This window comes from bacterium (assembly GCA_024742285.1).
In the GTDB taxonomy this organism is placed as follows: domain Bacteria; phylum Myxococcota_A; class UBA9160; order UBA9160; family UBA4427; genus UBA4427.
This window is the reverse complement of the sequence record JANSYR010000015.1, coordinates 67,865-82,722: the sequence shown is the minus strand read 5'-3', so window position 1 is coordinate 82,722 and position 14,858 is coordinate 67,865. Positions and strand designations below refer to the sequence as shown.

Genomic DNA, 14,858 nt, shown 5'->3' with positions numbered 1-14,858 from the left:
ACCGCGGGAGCTAGCGGAGCCGGAGGCCGCGCTGCCCCATCCGCCAGATCAGCAGGTCGAGCCGATCCTGTCCGAAGAAGGGCTCACCCTCGAAGACCATCGTCGGCACGCCCCAGTGGCCGGCCGCGTCGAGGGCGTCCTGGTTGGCCTCGATGGCCGCCTCGTGGCGCTCGCGCTCGGCTTCGATCGCTGCGTCGAGCTCCGCGAGGTCGAGTCCCGCGGCGCTCGCCGCCTTCGCGAGGTGGTCGCCTTCGTTCCAGCCGGCGACGCTGCCGTCCCAGATCGTCCGGCTGACCCGGTCGATGAAGAGGAGGCCGCGGCCGCGCTCGCACGCGGCGATCCCGAGGCGGGTGAGGCGACGGATGGTGGGCTGTTCGGCCGCGATCTTTCGGGTCGCGATGTCCTGGACGATCGGATCCGGGCGCGGCCAGCGGTAGGGGATGCCCTCCATCTCGGCGATTCGCGTGGTGTCCCGCAGGAGATAGGGCGGCCAGAGCGGGTTCACTTTCTCGAAGAACTCCGGCGTGCGGACGGCGATCGGATAGACGGGCCGCACGTCGCAGACGACGTCGTGGGCCTCGACGAACTCGATCAGTCGACGCAGGATCAGGTACGAATAGGGACTGCGGAAGGACCAGTAGAGCTGGAACTCGAGCGGCTGTTCGGAGGCCATCCGGAGAGTCTCCTCAGACCACCTGGAAGTCGGCCAGGGTCATCTCGTCGCGCTGACGGCAGAAGGTGTCGATGTCGCCGGGGAAGAGGAAGGGCGTGTGGCCGGAGGGGGTGCGGTAGTAGCTGTTGCAGGAGTCGACGCCCCAGGAGAAGACCGATCGCGCCTCGACGACCCACGCGTTGTAGCGCTCGTGTGCCTCGGGCGTGACGTCGATCGCCCGTGCGCCGGCCTTCTGCTTCTCGCCGAGCAGCCGGACGATCGCCTTCAGGTTGATCTCGGCGGCATCGAAGAACGAGGTCGAGGCGATCAGCGCATTCGGGCCGAGCGCGAAGAAGTAGTTCGGGAAGCCCGGCACGGCGCTGCCGACATAGGCCTCCGGCGCCTCCTCCATCCGCTTGGCGAGCGAGGCGCCGCCCGTGCCGATCACGTCGATGCGCTCGAAGTCCATCACCTTGTAGCCCGTGCAATAGATCACGACGTCGGCTTCGAGCGTCTCCCCCTCGGTCGTGACGACGCCTTCGGGCACGACCTCTCGCGCGGCATGCGGGACCAGACGGACGTCGTCCCGCTGGAGCGCGGGATAGTAGAAGTCGGACATCAGCGGGCGCTTGCACCCGAAGCGCGACTTCGGCGTCACCTGTTCGCGGAGGGTCGGGTCTGCGACGCTCTTCTCGATGTGGTCGAGGCCCATCTTCTCGACTCGCGCCTGGATCTTGTCGCCGACGATGAACGCGCCGGTCGAGAGGTGCATGATCTTGTGGTGGAACCAGCGGTGGAGCTTCCGCAGCGGGGCGAGCTCCAGGAGCGACCGGCTGAGATCCGAGTAGGGCTTGCTTCCGCGGGGAAGGATCCAGTTGGGCGTGCGCTGGAGGACGGTCAGATGCCCGGCGACCTTCGCGATCTCCGGCACGATCTGGACCGCCGCTGCGGCGGAGCCGACCAGTACGACCCGCTTGCCTTCGAGGGGGACCTCGTGGTTCCACTCGGTCGAGTGCCAGGACGGACCCGCGAAGGTGTCGATGCCCGGCACCTCGGGAAAGAGCGGCGTGTGCTGATTGCCCATCGCGTTGATCACGACGTCGAATTCGTGCAGGTCGCCGCCGGCGGTGTCGAGGTGCCAGGTGCCGTCGGGCTGGTAGCGACAGCTCGTGATCTCGGTGTCGAGGGTCATGTGGGGGGCGAGGCCGAACTCGTCCGCCATGCGCTGGAGGTAGGCCTCGATCTCCTTCTGTTCGACGAAGGTGGCGCTCCACTCCGGGTTGGGGCCGTCGGAGAAGGTGTACGCAGCGGCCTTCACGTCGCAGGCGAGCCCCGGGTACGAGTGCTGATGCCAGGTCCCGCCGGCCGCGTCGGCCTTGTCGAAGATCGTGAAGCGCTCGAACCCCGCACGGAGGAGCTCGCGCCCGGCCGTCAGTCCGGAGGGGCCCGCGCCGATCACGGCGACGCGGAGGGGCTGGGCAGGGGACGTGGCGGGCATCGGATGACTCCTGGGCGAAGGCACGACGATGAAGTAGCCGCGGGGACGCGGCAACCCCGTCGACCCTCTATGCTCGCTCGGAACGCGACGCGGGGAGGGGTGAGGTGGGCCGACGAGGTACGGACGAGGCGAAGTGCCGACGTGCCTTCGCCGTTTCGGTCGGCGCCCGCAGCCGCGCGGGTGTGCTGCTCGCGTGCGGCCTCGGTGTGCTGGCGCCGGCACTGGCGGCCGGGCAGGCGCCCGTTTCGGCCGAGGAAGCGAACGCCGCCTTCGAGCGCTTCGAGCAGGCGCGCATCGCCGCCTTCGAAGGCGACGAGGCCGAGCGCTACCGAGCGGCGATCGCCGAGCTCGACACCGCCGCGGCCGACCTGCGGCAGATCGAGGCCGCGGTCGTCGCCGCCGTCCAGGAAGAGCGCGCCGCAGTCTGGGGGGAGCCGACCACCGACGAACGCTTCGTCTGGGTCGAGTACAGCGAGGACGAGCGGGAGCGACGGCAGATCGACTTCGCGCGGGAGGCGCTGGTCTTCGAGTCCCTCGACGGCGGGATCGAGGGCGAGGCGCTGCGCCGGCGCGTGCGCGCTGCGCTCGTGGAGAGCATCGACGAAGCCGTCGCTCGCGATCCGATTGCCCAGGGGATCGAGACGCAGGCCGCCGCCACCCTTGCAACCGGGGCGCCTCTCGAATCCGGTGCCCTTGCCTCGACGCCGATCCTCTGGCCGGTCCTCACGGGCGACGCACGGGTCGAGGAGAGCGCCCTCGAAGCGGTCGTCGGCCTGTTGGTGGCGCGGGCGCAGACCCGGCAGGTGGAGATCGGCGCGGAGACGATGCAGCAGGTCGAGATCCCGCTCGATCCGGCGACCGTCCTCGCTCAGCTCGAGCGACTCGAGCGCGGCGACTTCGCGGCGCCGATGCCGGGATTCACGCCGCAGGAGATCCCGCGGCCGAAGCCCTCGGATCTGGAGCCGGAGCCCGCACCCGCGCTCCCTCGCGCAGAGGCGCCCTCGGTCCGTCCGCCGCCCGTGCCGCAGCGCTTCCCGTCGCGCGCGCGGGTCTACCTCGACCTCGTGGATCGCTACGCACGGGCGCGGCGCCTCGATCCGGCGCTCGTCTTCGCGATCATCGAGACCGAGTCGGCCTTCAATCCGCTCGCTCGCTCCTCCGCGCCGGCCTACGGACTGATGCAGATCGTGCCGCGGAGCGCCGGTCTCGACGCGAGCGCGGTGCTCTACGGACGACCGCGACTGCTCGCGCCGTCGTATCTCTTCGATGCGGAGCGCAACATCCGGATCGGCGCGATCTATCTCGACATCGTGCTGAATCGCTACCTGGCCGGCATCCGCGATCCGCGCAGCCGGCTCTACTGCGCGATCGCCGCGTACAACACGGGCGCGGGGAACGTCTTTCGGGCCTTCACGGGGAGAACGCGCCCGAAGGCCGCCTTCCGGGAGATCAACGCGCTCTCTCCCGAAGACGTCTACCGCCGGCTCGTCTGGCAGCTGCCCTATGCGGAGACCCGTCGCTATCTGACCAACGTCGTCCAGCGCATGGACAAGTATCGGCGCTAGCGAAGCCCCGGCTCAGAGCTCCTCGACGTAGTTCTTCTCGATCGCCTCGTCGTAGACCTTCGCGACCGATTCGTCCGAGCCGGTCCTCGCCGCGAAGATCTCGCCGAAGGACACGCGATGGGGCTCGCCCCACTTCTCGGGCTTCCAGAGGTTCGAGCGCAGGAAGGCTTTCGCGCAGTGGAAGAAGACCTGGTCGATCCGGACGCGGATCCCGAGCACGGCGGGGCGTCCGCGCGCGGCGAGTCGGTCGAGCAGGGCGGGGTCGCGGGTCAGCTCGGCGCGGCCGTTGATCCGCAGGGTCTCCGGTGTCCCCGGGATCATGAAGATCACGCCGACCTGCGGATTCCGGAGCACGTTCAGGTGGCCGTAGGCGAGCTTGTTGCCCGGCCGATCCGGGATCACGATCGTCCGGTCGTCCTCGACCAGGACGAAGCCCGGCGCATCGCCCTTCGGTGACGCGTCGAGGGCCCCGCTCTCGTCGGCGGTTCCGAGCACGAGAAACGGACAACGGGCGAGGAAGTCGCGGGCGAAGTCGTCGAGGGTGGGCTCGACCTTCGCTTCGGTCGCCGGTCTCGGTTCACCGATCAGCTCCCTGAGCTCGGCCTCGCTCTGGATCACGTGGGGATCGGACATGGACGGCTCCTCCTCGGCGGACGCGTGGTGTCGGGCCGGAGGATGCATCAGTCGTGTGTCCGGGGCGAGGCGCCGCGAGTCAGTCACGGAATTCGAGCCAGGCCCCGAGCAGCGCGGCGATGCCCCCACCGACGAGCATCGGCGTGAAGTGGAAGTGAAGCGCGTGTTCCGGGTCGTACATGCAGGCGAGCTGCATGGCGACCGCGGGCAGGGCGCCCGCGGCGAGACCGATCAAGGCGCCGCCGAGCGCGCCGGCACCGAGACTCCGCCTACGGATCGCACGAAGGCCCCACGCGGCAGGCAGAAGGGTGATCGCCAGCCCCTCGAGGAAGCAGTGCGCGCGCTTTCCGACCATCGAGGGGTCGGGGCCGTGGAGCGGGATCGGGCCGAGCGCGACGCCGAGCCAGACGACGCCGAGGGCGACCGCCGGCGCGACGAGGCGGAGGAGGGGCGGGCTTCCGGGCACGCCCGCTTCCAGGCCGGCGCGGGCGAGGGCAACGAGGGTGGCGACGCCGAAGAGGAACTCGAGGGCGACGCGCGGCGTCTGGAGATCTGCGAGGGCGCCGTCGCGGAAGGCGCCGAGCGCGAGGAGCGCGAGTGACGTCGCCAGAACCCCGAGCCCGACCCACTCCGCCGTCGCCGTCCGGAGGGACGGGGCCGGTTCGACGACACGGAGATCGGCCACCAGCGCGTCGACGAACTCGAGGTGCTCGGGTGGATTTGTTCGCACGGGGTCGTGGGGCATCGGAGGTCGATCGTCTCTGTCCGGGGAGGCGTCTGGCGGAGGCATCGGGGCAGGGGGCCGCCTCGAATACGCTCCGATCGCGCGCGGGGTTACGCCCTCCCGGGATTCCTCACGGCGGTGATTGCGGCGGGCGCGGCCCTGGGCGAAGTTGCGCCGATGCAGGAAGCGTCGCCGATCGCTGCGGGTGCGCCGTGCCCCGCGGACCCGGCGGTGCGCCTGGCTCATCCGCTCCCGGAAAGATCCGCGATTCGTCGGTTCCGGCTTCTCCCCGTTCTCGTCGTCTCGGCCCTCGCCGTATTGGGCTGTGGACCCTCGGATCGCGAAGCGGCGGAGGCGGCAACCCCGCCAGCCTCGGACGAAGTCGTCGCCGAAGCCGCGACGTTCGTGGGCAGCGCGGCGTGCGCGACCTGCCACGCCGCCGAGGCCACGGCCTGGCGCGGCTCCCACCACGACCGCGCGATGGAGCCGCCCGGTGAAGACACCCTCGAAGGCGTCTTCGATGGCCGGGAGCTCGTGGCCGACGGCGCCGTCTGGCGTTTTGCGCGGGAGGGAGACGACTGGATCGTGGGGCATACGCCGGAGGGCGGGACGGAGGAGCGCCTCGAGATCGTGGCGACCTTCGGCGTCGAGCCGCTCCAGCAGGTGCTCGTGGCGCGCCCTGAGGGTCGGCGGCAGGCGTTGCCCGTCGCCTGGGGGAGTGAGGGGGCTGCGCCGCCCGACTGGTTCGCGCTCCATCCCGGGACGCCGGCGCCGCCCGGCGATCCGCTCCACTGGGACGGACCCGCTTTCGGCTGGAACGTGCAGTGCGCCTCGTGCCATTCGACGGCGCTGCGCAAGGGCTTCGACGACGCGACCGGGCGCTATGCGACGACCTTCGCCGAGGAGGACGTCGCGTGCGAGGCCTGCCATGGGCCGGGCTCGCTCCACGCGGAGGGCGCGGCGGCGGGCGAGGGTCCCGTTCCGTCGCTTCCGGTCGCCTTCGATGCCTGGGATCCGGACGCGTGGCAGCGGCCGCCCGATCAGCCCATCGCGCGTCGTATGCGGGCGCGCGAGCACGACGTCGAGCTCGATGTGTGTGGACCCTGTCACGCGCGGCGGAGCGAGCTCGTCGCGGCGCCCGAGATCGGCGCGCCGCTCCTCGACGGGTACGCGCCGCGGCTCCTGGCACCGGGTCTCTACTTCGACGACGGCGGGATCCGGGACGAGGTCTACGTCTGGGGCTCCTTCCAGCAGAGCCGGATGTTCGCGGCCGGTGTGCGCTGTAGCGACTGCCATGATCCGCACTCGGCCAGGCTGCGCCGCGACGGCGATGCACTCTGTACGGGCTGCCACGCCGCCGATCGTTACGCGGGCGACGCCCACTTCGGGCATGGCCCAGGCGGAGGTCATGGCCCAGGCGGAGGTCACGCTCCCAGCGGCGATCAGCGCGAAGGCACGGCCGCCTGCATCGACTGCCACATGCCCGAGCGGACGTACATGGAGGTGGACGTGCGCCGCGACCACGCATTCGCGATCCCGCGGCCGCGCCGACACGAAGCGCTCGGCAGCACGAATGCGTGCGCGAGCTGCCATCCGGCACAGGACGCCGACGAGGCGCGGCGGGCCATCGACCGATGGCGCGGCGACCGGCCGATCGCGGAGCACTGGTCCGACGCGCTCCACCGGGGTTCCTCCCCGCGGACGGACCCCGAGCGCTGGCTCGAGGTCGCGCGATCGCCGCGGGCCACGCCCTTCGTCGTGGCGAGTGCATGGTCGCGCTACGCGCAGGAGAGCGCCGTTCCGCCGGAGGCTTCGCTGGTTCGCGACCTCGACGAACGAGCCGATCTCGAGCGGCTCGGCGCCATCGACGTGATCCGGCGTCTACGCCTCCACGAACAGGTGAGACACCTCGGCGCGCGTCTGGCCGACGAGCGACGCGCCATCCGGGTGGCGGCGACGGAGGCGCTCAGTGCGTTGCCTTCCGAAGCGTTGGCGCCGGCGATGCGCTCGGCCCTCGCGCGGGGTCTGCGAGAGTATCGGGCGGTCCAGGCCGCGAACGCGGATCGGCCGGAGGCGCAGGTGAATCTGGGATCTCTGGCCCTGCGGTACGGAGATGTCGAGGGCGCGCGGGCCGCATACGAGAAGGCCCTCGAGCGGGCGCCCTACTTCGTTCCGGCGCACGTGAACCTCGCCGACGTGGCGCGCGCAGAGGGCGACGAGGTCGGCGCGATCGCGCATCTCGAACGCGCGCTCGGGCTCGACCCGGGCAACGCCCTCGCGCGCTACGCCCTGGGGCTCGCGCGCCATCGGACCGGGGATGCGACCGGCGCGGTCGAGGAGCTCGAACGCGCAGCCGCCGCGGCTCCGCACGATCCCCGGCTCGTCCTCGCGCACGCCCTCGCCCTGTCCGGCGTGGGGCGCGGCGAGGAAGCCCGGCGCGCCCTCGAAGCCGCGATCGAGCGCGGCGCGGACGATCCGGAGGTCCACCACGCGCGGGTCGCGCTCGTGCGGGACCAGGTGGGGACGGAGGCGGCCCTGCGCGCGGTCGTCGAATTCCTCGAGCGCTTTCCCGGTGATCCTCGGGCGCAGGCCGTCGCCCGCGAATACGGCGTCGCTCCCTAGGTCCGCGCGTCGCGGGGATCAGGCGAGTCCGGACTGGCTGATCTCCGGGTCGATCCGAGGCTCGATCTCGCGTCGCTCCTCGTCGGTCAGGAACTCGTAGGAGAGCAGGTCGATCCGCGGATCCTGCCCCTCGTCGGGCACGATCGAGAGGCTGACCCAGGGTTGGTCGTCGACGCCGCAGGTCAACAGGGCGAGGATCTCGCAGCGGTCGCGCGAGAACGACTCGTCCTGGAGCTGCTCCGTGAGGACCCGCGTGAACCCGCCGAAGTCCGCCACGAAGCGGTCTCGCGCGTCGGTCATCGCGCCCGGGACGCCGCAGACGATGTAGCGGACCCGGTCTCGGGTGTAGGGGCGAAGCTCGGTGTGGCCGGAAGCGCGCGCGGCCTCCACGACCTCGAGGGCCGTGACCGGGAGCGCCTGACGGAGATCGTCGGGGAAGGCGCGTTCGACGAACTGTCGGAACGGCGGAGAGATCTCGGCGACCCGCGCCAGGTGGTAGTCGAGACAGGCCGCGAGGGGCGGAACGCGCCCGGCATCTTGCGCGCCCGGCGGAAGGGTGGGCTCGTCCTCGAGCGAAGGGACCGTCACTTCGGCGGTCGCCTCCGGATCGTCCTCGGACGCGCCCTCGACGAGCGCTACCGGCTCGCCTTCGCGCGTGGTCGGCTCGTCGGAGAAGATCTCGGTCGCCTCGTCGTCACCGTCCGGGACGTCGGAGAGGGGCGGGACATCGGAGAGCGGCGGGACGCTCGAGAGGTTCGGAACCGCCGAGACGACCGGGGAGGGCGCCGTCTCCTTCGCGGTCTCGGCGGCTTCGGACGGTTCGTCCTCGCGCGCTTCGCTCATCGGAGGTGTCGAAGACGTCCGAGGCGTCGGAGGTGTCGGCGGTGTCGGAGGCGTCGTCACGAGCTCGAGATTCGGTCGTCCCGTCGGGCGCGCCCCGGACTCCGCCTCGATCCTTTCCAGGGCCGACTCGGCACGCTCCACGGCGGTCTCGCTCGGCTTCGACTCGCTCGCGTCGCCCTCCGCCGCGGCCGGCTCCCCTTCGATGTGCTCGTCGAGGTCGACGACGTCGGCGGGATCGAGGCGCTCGCGCTGCTCGGCGAAGACGACTTCGCCGCTCGGCGCGTCCTCGGCCGCTTCGCGCGGCTCCTCCCGTCGAGGCTCGTCGGCCGGCGGTGCTTCACCGAAGATCGACCGCTCGATCGGCGCCGCGGGCTGCTCGTTCCCTTCGGCGAGGACCGACCAGTCCGCCGGCGGCGTGGTCGACGAGCTCAGGTAGACCGTCGCCCCGCCCGGGACGTAGCCCTCGACGACGAACATGAGGTCGACGTCGGCGAAGCGGACGTGGTCGCCCCCTTTGAGAGGCAGACGCTCGCCCTCCGCCAGACGGCGGTCCCCGAGACGCGTGCCGTTCGTGCTGCGCAGGTCCTCGAGCCAGTAGCGTCCGTCGCGCACCTCGATCGCCGCGTGCTCACTCGAGATCGTGTCGTCCTCGAGGACGAGGTCGTTGTGCGGGTCGCGACCGATGGTCGTCCGTTCGGCGCCGAGAGACAGGCTGCGTCCGGTCGTGCCGATCTGGCCGCCGACGTCGAGGAGCTGGGCGACGGGAGCCTTCGCGGGGTGAGGAACCCCGACGGGCGTCCGCGCTCGGCGGGCGAGGACGTAGCCGGCGCCGACGAGGAAGAGCAACGCGGGGACCCAGGCGATCAGGCCGGGGCCCTCTTCGGCTTCGGGAAGCGGCGCCGCGGCGACGTCTGCGGCGGGCGTTGCGCCCTTTCCGGCGGTCGTCGCGGGCGTCGGAGGCTCGGCATAGGCGAGCTCGTAGACCGGGGCGGCCGCGATCTTCGTCAGCACGTCCTCGACGACGGGGGCGAGCTCGCCGGGTGCGAAGGCGCGGTAGTAGCTGGCGCTCGTGCGCAGGGCGAGCGCCTGCATGAGCTGATAGTCGGCGGCTTCGGTGAAGGCGATGCCGAAGATGCGGACGTCGCCGTCGGCACTCTCGCCGGCGAGGTCCTCGCGCAGCCAGCGCGCGACCTCGACGTCGCGGCGCGCGTCCCCGGTGTCGATCTTCCCGTCGCTCAGGAACACGATCGCCTTGCGTGCCTCTTCGCGCCCGCGCTCCCGCAGCTCGTAGAGAGCACGTTCGATTCCGGCCGGGCTGTCGGTCCGCTGTCCGGCGTAGTCGAGGGCCGCGAGGGTCGCGTCGAGGCGGCGGGTCGAGGCGATGTCGCTCGCGGGCATGAGCGGGAGGCCCAGACGGACGCGTCCGTCGAAGAGCACGATCCCCACTCGACCGTCGAGCCCACCGTCGGCGGCGAGCGCGTCGACGAAGCCGGAAACGGCGCGGCGAGTCAGGAACTCGGGATCGTTCGCCTTCATGCTGCCCGAGTTGTCGAGGACGAAGACGACGTCGACCGCCTGAGCGGCGGCCGCGGGTCCGGCGCCGACGAGCAGCAACGCGAGCGCGAGGCCTGCACCGCGAAAGCCGCGGGGTAGGGCGCGGGACACGTTCGGGAACGAGGTTCGGTCGGAGGGCATGTCTTGCTCGCGATGCTTCGGCGATCGGCGGGGAACGCCAGTATAAGGGGTCGCGGGGCGCAACCGGACGCGGTCCGACCCCCGCCCTCGGACGCGAACCGGTCCGACGCGCAGGCCGGGGGCGGGCGGGGCGCATCCGCTCCACCCGGGTGGGTCGCCGCCCGGCAGAGGAGGGGACGTCGAGGCGCGCTTTTTCTGCAACTTTTCGCCCGGATGGCGCATTCCGGGGTTCTCGCGACCGGTAGAATCCAAGCGCGGTTCGCGGACACGCAGACCCGCGGCAACTCGCCCGCATCGGCGTGCCCCGTCCTCGTCCCCCGGACGTCGGGGCGAGCCATCCGCGGGGCGACCCCAGGGAAGGAGAGGGCAATTGGAGGCACTGTTCACCGCCGAGAACGCGATCGCCCTGGCGACGCTGGCGGGGCTCGAGATCGTGCTCGGGATCGACAACATCGTCTTCATCGCGATCCTCACTTCGAAGCTTCCTCTCGAACGGCAGGCCTTCGCCCGACGCGTCGGCCTGCTCGGCGCGATGGTGATGCGGATCGGGCTGCTGCTCGCGATCGGCTGGGTGATGGGTCTGACCGCCGAGCTCTTTCGGGTCCTGGATCAGCCTTTCTCGGGGCGCGATCTGATCCTGCTGATCGGCGGGCTCTTCCTGCTGGGCAAGGCGGTCTGGGAGATCCACGACAAGCTCGAGGGGGAGATGGAGCTCGGCACGAAGCCCGTGGCGGTCTCCATGGCCAGCGTGATCGCTCAGATCATGATCCTCGACATGGTCTTCTCCCTCGACTCCGTCATCACGGCGGTCGGGATGGCCAACGAGATCCTGGTGATGATCACGGCGGTCGTGATCGCCGTCGGGGTGATGCTCGTCTTCGCCGAGAAGATCAGCCACTTCATCGAGGCCCACCCGACGATGAAGATCCTCGCGCTCTCGTTCCTGATCCTGATCGGGACGATGCTGATGCTCGAGGGACTCGGGAAGCACGTCGAGAAGGGCTACATCTACTTCGCGATGGCGTTCGCGCTCGCGGTCGAGCTGGTGAACGTCGCCGTGCGCAAGCGCAATCCCGTCCGGCTGAAACAGACCTACGTGCGACCCGACTACTACCGGCCCGAGATTCCGGACATCGACGTCTCGGGGGGCCTCGACTGACATGCTCGCCCGCCTGCTCCGGATTGCGACGTGGCTCGTCGTCGGGCTCGTCACCCTGTCCCTGGTCCTCTGGCTCGGCGTCTCGGTGGCCATCAAGTACCTGCAGATGCCCGAGGAGGAGCTCGGCAACATCGTCCCGATGGTCGGGCGCGCACTCCTCTCCTTCGCCGAGTGCTCGGTCCTCGGCTGCCCACCCGAGCTGCTCGACGGGATGGAGGCGGTCGAGTTCGGAGCGGGGTGGCTCGAGGCCACGCCGGTCGCGATCGAGGTGGACGAGGGCGGGCGGATCCTGGTCGCCGAGACCCTTCGGCAGAATCGCGGCGCCGAGGACAACCGCAGCCACATGTACTGGCTGATGGACGATCTGGCGTCGCGCTCGGTCGAGGACCGGGTGGCCTACTACCGGAAGTGGGTCGGGGCCGGGAAGTTCGAGGACCCCGATCACTTCAGCGCCGCCCCCGATCGGGTCGTCGTCCTCGAAGACGAGGACGGCGACGGCGTCGCGGATCGGCGCGTCGTGATGGCCGAGTGGAACGAGATGGCCTCCGGTCTCGTCGCCGGGATCGAAGCGCGGGAGGGCGAGATCTTCGTCACCTCGATTCCGTCGCTCTACCGGCTCGAGGATCGGGACGCGGACGGCGAGGTCGAGTCGATCGAGACGGTCTACCGGGGCTTCGGCGTGAAGACGTCGCTGATCGGGCACGATCTCCACGGACTCGTCTGGGGGCCGGACGGGAAGCTCTACTTCTCGATGGGGGACCGCGGCTACCGGGTCGAGACGCGGGACGGGCGGGTGCTGGAGCCCAGGCTCGGGCCGGGGCGCGGGGCCGTCTTCCGGATGAACGCCGACGGCAGCGACCTCGAGGTCTTCGCGACGGGCGTCCGGAACCCGCAGGAGCTCGCCTTCGACGACCACGGCAATCTCTTCACCGGCGACAACAACGGCGACGGCGGCGATCGCGCGCGGCTCGTCTACCTGGTCGAAGGCGGCGAGACCGGCTGGGCGATGCCCTACCAGACGCTCGTGGGCGACTACGTACGCGGGCCCTGGGTCGCGGAGCGGATGTGGGAGAAGCAGCACCCGACCCAGCCGGCCTGGGTCCTGCCGCCCGTCGACTACATCGGGAACGGACCGGCGGGCTTCGCGCACTACCCGGGCCTCGGCCTGCCGGCACGCTACGACGATGCCTTCTTCCTCTGCGACTACGGCTACACGCCGGGCCGGAGCGGGATCTGGGCCTTCGGCGTCGAGCCCGAGGGCGCGGGCATGAAGATGGTCGACCGGCATCCCTTCGCGTGGTCGCTGCTCGCGACGGACGTCGACTTCGGCTGGGACGGCCAGATCTACGCCTCGCTCTTCGACACCTTCGGCCAGTCGCAGACGATCATGCGCTGGCGTCACGCGCCGTCGCACGAAGACCCGCGCATCGCCGACCTCGCGCGCCTCGCGCGGGGCCGCATGCGCGACCGGTCGACCTCGGAGCTGATCGCGCTGCTCTCTTTCCCGGACCAGCGGCTCCGGACCCGCGCGCAATACGCGCTGGCCGAGCGAGGGGCGGCGACTCCCCTCGCGGCGCTGCTTCGGAGCGACGAGGCCGACCTCGTTCCGCGGCTCCACGCGCTCTGGGGGCTCGGGCAGCGCGGGGCGGAGGCCCTGGCGACCGCGCTCCCCGGTGGACTCGGCGAGCTCGCGTCCGCGCCCGTCGAGCTCCGGGCCAAGGCCGCGAAGGCGGCGGGGGACGCGGGGTGGGGCGCGTCGCGGGAGACCCTCCTGCGCTGGCTCTCGGACCCCTCGCTTCGGATCCGCTTCTTCGCGGCGGAGGCCCTGGGCAAGATCGGTCGCGCCGAAGACATCGAGGCGCTCTTCGCGGTGCTGGAGGAGAACGCCGACGCGGACGTGTTCCTGCGACATGCGGCGGTCTGGGCGATCCACGGCCTGGCCGACCGTGCGGGCGGGCTCGATCGCGTGCTCGCGCGCCGGGGCGATCCGAGCCGGGCCGTGCGCATGGGCGCGCTGCTCGTCCTGCGCCACGCGGAGGACGCGCGGATCGCCCACTTCCTCGACGACGAGGATCCGCTCCTCGCGGTCGAGGCCGCCCGGGCGATCTACGACCTGCCGATCGACGCAGCGATGCCCGCGCTGGCGGCGCTCGCGCCCGGGCTCACGCCGACGGACGAAGACGACACGCAGGTCGGGCAGGCGCTCCATCGGCGGGTGATCGGCGCGAACGTGCGGCTGCGGAGCGAGGCGGGGGCCTCCGCGCTCGCGCGCTACGCGGCCGATGAGGCGCAGCTCGAGTCGCTGCGCTCGATCGCCCTGGAGGCGCTCGGCAGCTACGCGGAGCCGCCGCTGCGCGATCTCACGATGGGCTTCTACCGGCCGCTCGCGTCGGCGGACCCCGAGCTGGTCGCCGCCGTCTTCCGACTCGAAGGGCGGACGCTGGTCGAGTCTTCCCTGGGCGGTCGTGCGCTCGAAATTGCGAACGAAGTCGGCGAGTTGCCGCTGGAAGACGAGGAGTTGGTCGAACTCGCCCGGGACGCTGGCAAAGAGACTGCGGCGCGCGTCTCGGCGCTCCGCGCGCTGGCGAGCCGGGAGGCCGAGGGGCTGGATCGCGTTGCGCTCGCGCGGGAGGTTCTGGCGGAGGACGATCCGACCCTTCGGACGGCCGGTCGTGCGCTCCTATTGGCCGCGGATCCCGAAGCCGGGCTCGACGCCGTGATCGACGCGACGGAGAACGCGCGCACGGCGGGCGAGCGGCAGCAGGCCTGGGTCGTGCTCGGACGCACGACGTCGCAGCGCGGCGACCGCGCGATCGACACGGCGCTCACTGCCTGGGAGCGGGGCGAGGGGGACGCGGCGAGCGCGTTCGAGCTGCTCGAAGCGGCGGTGGCACGCGGGGGGCCGCTCGCGGAGCGCGCGGGCGGGATGCTCTCTCCGACCTCCGTCGGCGACGTCGACGCGCTGGTGGCGGCGCGGCGCTGGGCCCTCGCCGGCGGGGATCCGGAGCGCGGTCTGCGCGTCTTCCAGGGCAACGGGGACTGCATGCGGTGCCACGGCGCGGGGCCGGGTCATGGCGGCGGCGTCGGACCCTCGCTCGCCGGCGTCTCGGCGCGGGGCGCGGAGCACGTCCTCGGCTCGATCCTCGTGCCCCAGGCGGAGATCGCCGAGGGCTTCGCCTCGATCGTCGTGACCCGCGGCGACGGCTCGACCGTGAGCGGGTTGCTGGTCGGCGAGGACGACTCGGCGATCCGCCTCGACGTGGGCGAGGGCGTGATCGAGGCGATCGATCTGCGCGACATGGCGTCCCGGACGGAACCGACGTCAGGGATGCCTGCGATGGGACTCGTCCTGCCGGCGCGCGATCTCCGGGACGTCGTGGCGCACGTGATGGCCCTCGACTGATAGGGCGAGGGCCGCTCGGAGCGGTCGTCGCCGACGACGAGGTGGCCTGTGCCCCCCACGGAAT

General features: G+C 71.4%; 9 protein-coding genes. 4 read left to right on the top strand and 5 right to left on the bottom strand.

Going from position 1 to position 14,858, the window contains the following annotated elements:
• Window positions 1–10: 10 nt before the first annotated feature.
• Both NXI30_23140 and NXI30_23135 read right to left on the bottom strand, forming a co-directional pair.
• Entirely contained in the window at window positions 11–673 is a 663-nt protein-coding gene (locus NXI30_23140; GenBank protein ID MCR9097128.1) for a DsbA family protein, read from the bottom strand.
• A gap of 13 nt (window positions 674–686) precedes the next feature.
• Complete coding sequence (locus NXI30_23135; protein MCR9097127.1) at window positions 687–2,150, bottom strand: NAD(P)/FAD-dependent oxidoreductase; 1,464 nt, start codon at window positions 2,148–2,150, stop codon at window positions 687–689.
• A gap of 104 nt (window positions 2,151–2,254) precedes the next feature.
• Here NXI30_23135 and NXI30_23130 point away from each other — a divergent pair, with 104 nt between their 5' ends.
• Window positions 2,255–3,715 (top strand): transglycosylase SLT domain-containing protein, encoded by a 1,461-nt coding sequence (locus NXI30_23130; protein MCR9097126.1) that lies wholly within the window; start codon window positions 2,255–2,257, stop codon window positions 3,713–3,715.
• Between the two features lie 12 nt (window positions 3,716–3,727).
• Here NXI30_23130 and NXI30_23125 read toward each other — a convergent pair whose 3' ends face one another.
• Together NXI30_23125 and NXI30_23120 are read right to left on the bottom strand one after the other, a co-directional pair.
• Entirely contained in the window at window positions 3,728–4,348 is a 621-nt protein-coding gene (locus NXI30_23125) for a pyridoxamine 5'-phosphate oxidase family protein (protein MCR9097125.1), read from the bottom strand.
• 79 nt (window positions 4,349–4,427) lie between these two features.
• Window positions 4,428–5,093: a DUF1109 domain-containing protein gene (locus NXI30_23120; protein ID MCR9097124.1), complete on the bottom strand. Its 666-nt coding sequence runs from the start codon at window positions 5,091–5,093 to the stop codon at window positions 4,428–4,430.
• Window positions 5,094–5,390: 297 nt separating this feature from the next.
• On the opposite strand from NXI30_23120, the gene NXI30_23115 reads away from it, so the two are divergent.
• Window positions 5,391–7,694, top strand: coding sequence for a tetratricopeptide repeat protein (locus NXI30_23115; protein ID MCR9097123.1), 2,304 nt, complete (start codon window positions 5,391–5,393; stop codon window positions 7,692–7,694).
• An 18-nt stretch (window positions 7,695–7,712) separates the two neighbouring features.
• On the opposite strand, the gene NXI30_23110 is transcribed toward NXI30_23115, so the two are convergent.
• A complete protein-coding gene (locus NXI30_23110; GenBank protein ID MCR9097122.1) occupies window positions 7,713–10,232 on the bottom strand; it encodes a VWA domain-containing protein in 2,520 nt (839 codons plus the stop codon).
• 370 nt (window positions 10,233–10,602) lie between these two features.
• Here NXI30_23110 and NXI30_23105 point away from each other — a divergent pair, with 370 nt between their 5' ends.
• The gene (locus tag NXI30_23105; protein ID MCR9097121.1) at window positions 10,603–11,391 is read left to right on the top strand and encodes a TerC family protein; all 789 of its coding nucleotides are present in this window, start codon (window positions 10,603–10,605) and stop codon (window positions 11,389–11,391) included.
• Between the two features lies 1 nt (window position 11,392).
• Entirely contained in the window at window positions 11,393–14,794 is a 3,402-nt protein-coding gene (locus tag NXI30_23100; GenBank protein ID MCR9097120.1) for a PQQ-dependent sugar dehydrogenase, read from the top strand.
• The last annotated feature ends 64 nt before the right edge of the window (window positions 14,795–14,858 follow it).

What these genes read in the sequence shown, in the direction of transcription:
- NXI30_23140 (MCR9097128.1), bottom strand. Translation starts at nt 673, where the DNA reads ATGGCCTCCGAACAGCCGCTCGAGTTCCAGCTCTACTGGTCCTTCCGC.
- NXI30_23135 (MCR9097127.1), bottom strand. Translation starts at nt 2,150, where the DNA reads ATGCCCGCCACGTCCCCTGCCCAGCCCCTCCGCGTCGCCGTGATCGGC.
- NXI30_23125 (MCR9097125.1), bottom strand. Translation starts at nt 4,348, where the DNA reads ATGTCCGATCCCCACGTGATCCAGAGCGAGGCCGAGCTCAGGGAGCTG.
- NXI30_23120 (MCR9097124.1), bottom strand. Translation starts at nt 5,093, where the DNA reads ATGCCCCACGACCCCGTGCGAACAAATCCACCCGAGCACCTCGAGTTC.
- NXI30_23110 (MCR9097122.1), bottom strand. Translation starts at nt 10,232, where the DNA reads ATGCCCTCCGACCGAACCTCGTTCCCGAACGTGTCCCGCGCCCTACCC.
- NXI30_23100 (MCR9097120.1), top strand. Translation starts at nt 11,393, where the DNA reads ATGCTCGCCCGCCTGCTCCGGATTGCGACGTGGCTCGTCGTCGGGCTC.